This is a genomic window from Mesorhizobium sp. P5_C1 (assembly GCF_054049815.1).
In genome coordinates, this window is record NZ_JBFULQ010000425.1 from 1 (window position 1) to 4,854 (window position 4,854).

General features: G+C 61.8%; 4 protein-coding genes and 1 pseudogene. 1 reads left to right on the top strand and 4 read right to left on the bottom strand.

Features of this window, described 5'->3' with window-relative positions:
- The 3 genes from ACXJ7R_RS24870 to ACXJ7R_RS24880 all read right to left on the bottom strand — a co-directional run.
- Positions 1–428: carbohydrate ABC transporter permease (locus ACXJ7R_RS24870; protein ID WP_457154142.1), on the bottom strand; the 428-nt coding region annotated here is incomplete at its 3' end.
- 172 nt (positions 429–600) lie between these two features.
- Positions 601–1,911, bottom strand: a complete 1,311-nt coding sequence (locus ACXJ7R_RS24875) for an ABC transporter substrate-binding protein (RefSeq protein WP_457154143.1) — start codon at positions 1,909–1,911, stop codon at positions 601–603.
- Positions 1,912–2,022: 111 nt separating this feature from the next.
- On the bottom strand, positions 2,023–3,207 hold the full coding sequence (locus ACXJ7R_RS24880) for an ROK family protein (protein ID WP_457154144.1): 1,185 nt from the start codon (positions 3,205–3,207) through the stop codon (positions 2,023–2,025).
- A gap of 527 nt (positions 3,208–3,734) precedes the next feature.
- Here ACXJ7R_RS24880 and ACXJ7R_RS24885 point away from each other — a divergent pair.
- A complete protein-coding gene (locus tag ACXJ7R_RS24885) occupies positions 3,735–4,373 on the top strand; it encodes a hypothetical protein (protein ID WP_457154145.1) in 639 nt (212 codons plus the stop codon).
- A gap of 21 nt (positions 4,374–4,394) precedes the next feature.
- Here ACXJ7R_RS24885 and ACXJ7R_RS24890 read toward each other — a convergent pair.
- Positions 4,395–4,854 (bottom strand): annotated as a pseudogene (locus tag ACXJ7R_RS24890) (DNA polymerase/3'-5' exonuclease PolX); the annotation flags it as partial.

Consider the following 4,854-nt stretch of genomic DNA (forward strand, 5'->3'; position numbering starts at 1 on the left):
ATATTGGCCAATGAGAAGATCATCGCGCCCGGCGATAGGAAGTCCGGCGGCGGCAGGTTGAACGCCTTGGCCATCTGCGTGAACGGGCCGAAGGTGGGGCCGTACAGATAACCCCAGATGATCGTCGCGATCACGCTCGGCACAGCGTAGGGGAGGAAGAAGCCGAGCCGGCAGACTCCCTTGGCATAGACCTGACCACGATCGAGCACGATGGCGAACAACAACGCCAGGGCCAGCATGATCGGCACCTGCACGATGCCGAACAGAACGAGGTTCCACACGCCGCCCCAGAATTTGGCGTCGTCCGCGACCTTGATGTAGCTGGCTGCACCCGCGAACTGCCGTCCGCCCACCAGCGTGTCGCGGTAGAGGCTCATGTAGAACGCATAGACCAGCGGCGCGACGATGAAGGCGATAAACAGCAGCATGAAGGGCGCCAGGAACAGATAGGGCGCGAGCTTTCGTGACGTAAAACCGCCCAATCGCGCTGGGCGCGTCGGTGCGGTTGGCGAATTCGACATTGCCATGGGTCCCCCGTCCGGCAAGATGAAGAGATCGGGCGCGCCGATCAAGGCGCGCCCGGCCGGTGCCCGGGAGGAGTTAGGCCACGGTGAAGCCTTGGTCCTTCGCGTAGGTAACCACGGCGTCCTGGACGCGGTCGAACGCATCCGAGAGCGTGCCCTTGCCGCTGATCGAGGCGCCGAATTCATCGGACATCGACTGGTAGAGGAAGCCTTGGAACGGGCTCCACTCAAACGGYGCCACGGCACTCGCCGATTTGGCAAACACTTTGTTCACCTCCTGGCCGCCGAAGAATTCCGGCTTGGCGCTCGCCCATTCCGGGCTCGACAGCAGCGCGTTGGTGCAGGGGAAGAAGTTTTGCTTGGTGGTGTAGAGCTTTGTGGCTTCGGGATTCGTGTTCAACCAGATCGCGACTTCGGCGGCCTCGGGCAGATGCTGGGTCGCTTTCATCACGGCCAGCGATGAGCCACCCCAAGCGCCAGTCACGAACTTGCTCGCGTCCCACTGCGGCAGATCGGCGGCACGCCATTTGCCCACGCTGGTCTTGGCGACCGAGGTCAGGAACAGCGGACCCCAGCCCGCAGCGAGCCAGGTGGCATAGCGACCCGAGTCGAGGCCGGTGTACCACTCATTGTTGAAGCCCGGCTTGGTCTCGATAACACCCGCGGTGATAAGGTCCTGCCAATAGGCGGCGAAGTCCTTAGCAATCTTGTCGTTGATCCTGATCACGAGCTTGTCGCCATCGCGGCTAACCGGCTTCCAGCCCATCGGCCACAACAGACCCAAGACCCAGTCGGCGTTGGCTCCGAACGGCGCGTCGGTCATGAACACAGTCGGATCGGCCGCATGGATCTTCTTGCCCGCATCGGCAAACTCGGCCCAGGTGGTGGGCGGCGTGATCCCATGCTTGTCGAAGATGTCCTTGCGATAGAGCATCGCCATCGGACCGTAATCCTGCGGCGTGGCGTTGACCACATCGCCCATGGCGACCTGCGCCCATAGGCCTTCGGGGAACTCGCCCTTATGGGCATTGGCGTACTGGCCGATGTCTGCGAGGGCGTCGACCTGGCGGAAGCTCTCGAGGTGCTGGTATTCGATCTGGGCGACGTCCGGCAGGCCGCTGCCCGCCTGCACGCCCGCGCGGAGCGCGTTATACAACGGGTCCCCCTGGCCGGGATTCACGAGTTCGATCTGGATGCCCGGATGCGCGGCGTTGAACATGTCTACCTCAAGCTGGAGATTCGGCACCCACGACCACACAAGCACCTTGACGGGCTCGGCAGCGCGAACTGCCGCAGGCAGACCCGCTACCGCAACGCTCGCACCCGCAACTTTCAAGAAGTCACGACGCTGCATCATCCGCCCAAGCGGATTGAAAATCTTCGTCATTGAAGTCCTCCCACGAAAGATACGCTCCCACACGACGCAGGGCGCGGGTTTTCTTTCAGTTAGAAACTTAATGCCGACATACAGTCGCTGTCAATTGCGATCGATTGATCGTCAGTCGGCCATCACGAGGCTGTCGGCAGGGTTGAKGGTCRTCGCATCGAGCACCAGGCGCACCGCTCCAAGCACGATGTCACGGTGCCCCAGCGCGCCTATCACGAGGCGCGGCGGGTCGTACACATTGCCCTTGATGCGATGCCGCAGCACATCGAGCACCAGATCACCGCCGCCGACGATCCGGCCCGCCAGTACGATGATTTCGGGATTCATGAAGGCAGCAACGCTGCCCACCGCCATCGTCGCATAGTCGAGCAGTTCGGTCACGACTGGCGCGATTTGGTCCGCCCGCCGGTCGGTGACGGCAGCCAGGGTGAGCTTTCCCGCCGCATACTGGGTGTTGGCCTCTTCGAGCATCTTGGTCGCCTGTTCGGGGATGCCGAAAAAGCGGAGCGATTGCTTGTCGCCTAAATGTTCGAACGGCCGCCCGGTGAGGAGGGGGTCATCGAGATACCAGCCGAGCTCGCCCGCCGCATGCGAGTGCCCGCCATAGAGCTTGCCGTCGATCACTACGCCCGCGCCGGCACCGGGCCCGATCGAGAGGCTCACGACACTGTCGGCGCCACGCCCGGCCCCGAATCCCCATTCGCCCACGGCGGCGAGGTTGCGCCCGTTCTCGATGACGATGGGCATCTGAAAATGTTCGCTGAGCCGCGCCCGCAACGGCATGTCGCGCCAGCCGAGCCCGAGCGTCAGCACTACTTCGCCCTYCGGCTGCCTGACGATCGAGGGTAGGCCAATGCCGATGCCGCGAATGGTCTGGCCGCGCGGGCGGGGAACCGCCATCAGCCGGCGGATCAGGCCGACCAGCTTCTCGAAATTGCGCTCGCCATCATCGTCGGCGGTCTCGTGCATTTCGGTCTGCACGACGCCCTCGAGATTGGCCACGGCGCCATAGAACTCGCCCTTGCCGGCCTCGATGCCGATGATCGCATGCGCCGCGCCGCGGAACTTGATGCGTGCCCGGGGACGGCCCCGGACATTAGGCTCGTCAAACCCGTCATACGCCACCAAATCCTCGGCAATCAGATCCTCGATCACCCGCATCACCGTCGGGATGCTGATGTTCAGTCGCTCGGCGAGGCTCGAAGGTGATGCCACTCCGTCGGTGCGGATCAAATCCACCACGGCCGAACGATTGAGTCGGCGTAACAGGCTCGACGTCGTGGGCTGGCGCTTCATTCATGGACCAGTTGCAAAAGGCCGGCGGACCGGCAACGAGCGTCGGCATAGACCAGAACCGTGCCAGAGTCCGCCTTTTTCTAGTTGTCGCTCCGCAGTGAAAGCTGCCGTGGTAGTCCGTTCGATGATTGCGGCGATCACCGGCGTGCGCCCGAGCCCTCCGGTGTCATTGCGCTTACTCGTGCAAATGACTGCCACCGGTTGCTTCAATCGGTTACGAGCTCGTCCGCCTTTAGCGCGGAACCGTCATCAATGACCGCTATTGGCGCAAAGCGGTCCGCACAAAGCTGGACGCAACGGTCGGCTTTCTTGCCAGTCATCCTGAAAGCTGCCAGGCCGTTAACGGCCCAAAGCCGCCACGCGGCAACGCACTGTGAGATAAACTCTGCCGCTTCCTGTTAGCCGAAATTGCAATCGGACCCGCTAACAATCGTGGTTGCGTCCTTAGAGCATCGTGGTTCAGACCGCAGGCGGATTAGAACGATCGGCTCATCGCTGCTGAAAATCGGTGACCTATATAAAGGGGCATGTCCGCGCGCCGAAAAATCAATGCAACAGCGAAGCTGATTGGAGAGTGGCCTTTAACCCCGGCTGCGACGCTTGGATCGTCCGTCAGAGCGAGGGGTATTTTTCTCGAAATACGCGCCCGCCTTCCAACAGAGTTCAGGAAACTGCTCCATATCGAGTCCCGCGTGCTCACCCTGCGCCTGTCTGAGGGCGCCGAAAATGATGTGCAGGTGGCAATGGGGATCGTATCCAAAGCACTGCAGAACATCGAAGAGCTGCCCGTAATTCCCCGTGAAATCGAGGACATTCTGACGATCTCGACGGCCGAACGGCACCGCTGGCTGAAAGATGGTCGCTTGCAGAGCGCCGGGACGAAAAAGGTGAAACTCCGCGGGCGGGCAAGGAACATCACCTTTCACGTGTTCGACCCGCGGCACGTGGAGGATGTGCTTGACCGCGACCTGGTTACGGTCTGGCGCGAACAGGACGCAGCGACAGCTGCAGACAATAGGCGGCGAGCCGCTGGGAAGGCCGCTATGAAACGCGCTCAAAGAAGCGGTCGCGGAATTGCAGCTTCAGCTGCCTATGGCCCCGATGAGAACTCGCACTCCCGTTTGCGCGGCTGGGAAGATTTTGAGAAGGACGGGCTCCTGCGCTGACAGGCCGGGCGCACAAGCAGTTTAGGACGTTTGCCTGCGCCGTGCGAGATGCGCAAGGAGGGCCGGCAAACGCATCGCATTCAGGACCCGCTTCGCGGGGACACCGCCCTTGCGCGCCATTTCGACACCCCAATGCATGTGGTCGAGCTCCCGGATCGAATGAGCGTCCGGATTGATGCTGAAGATGCAGCCCTGATCGAGTGCCTTTTGATGCCAGCGCCAGTCGAGGTCGAGTCGCCAGGGATGAGCGTTGATTTCGACAGCGATGCCGTGTTTCGCACACGCTTTGAGGACTTTGTCGACGTCGAGATCATAACCGGGCCGGCGCAACAGCTGGCGTCCGGTCATGTGCCCGATGATTGTCGTCCGAGGATTTCCGATCGCCTCGATGATACGCTCCGTCTGTTCCTTCTTTGGCAACTTGAAGCGGCTGTGCACGCTGGCGACAACGAAATCGAACTGCTCCAGGATATCATTCGGG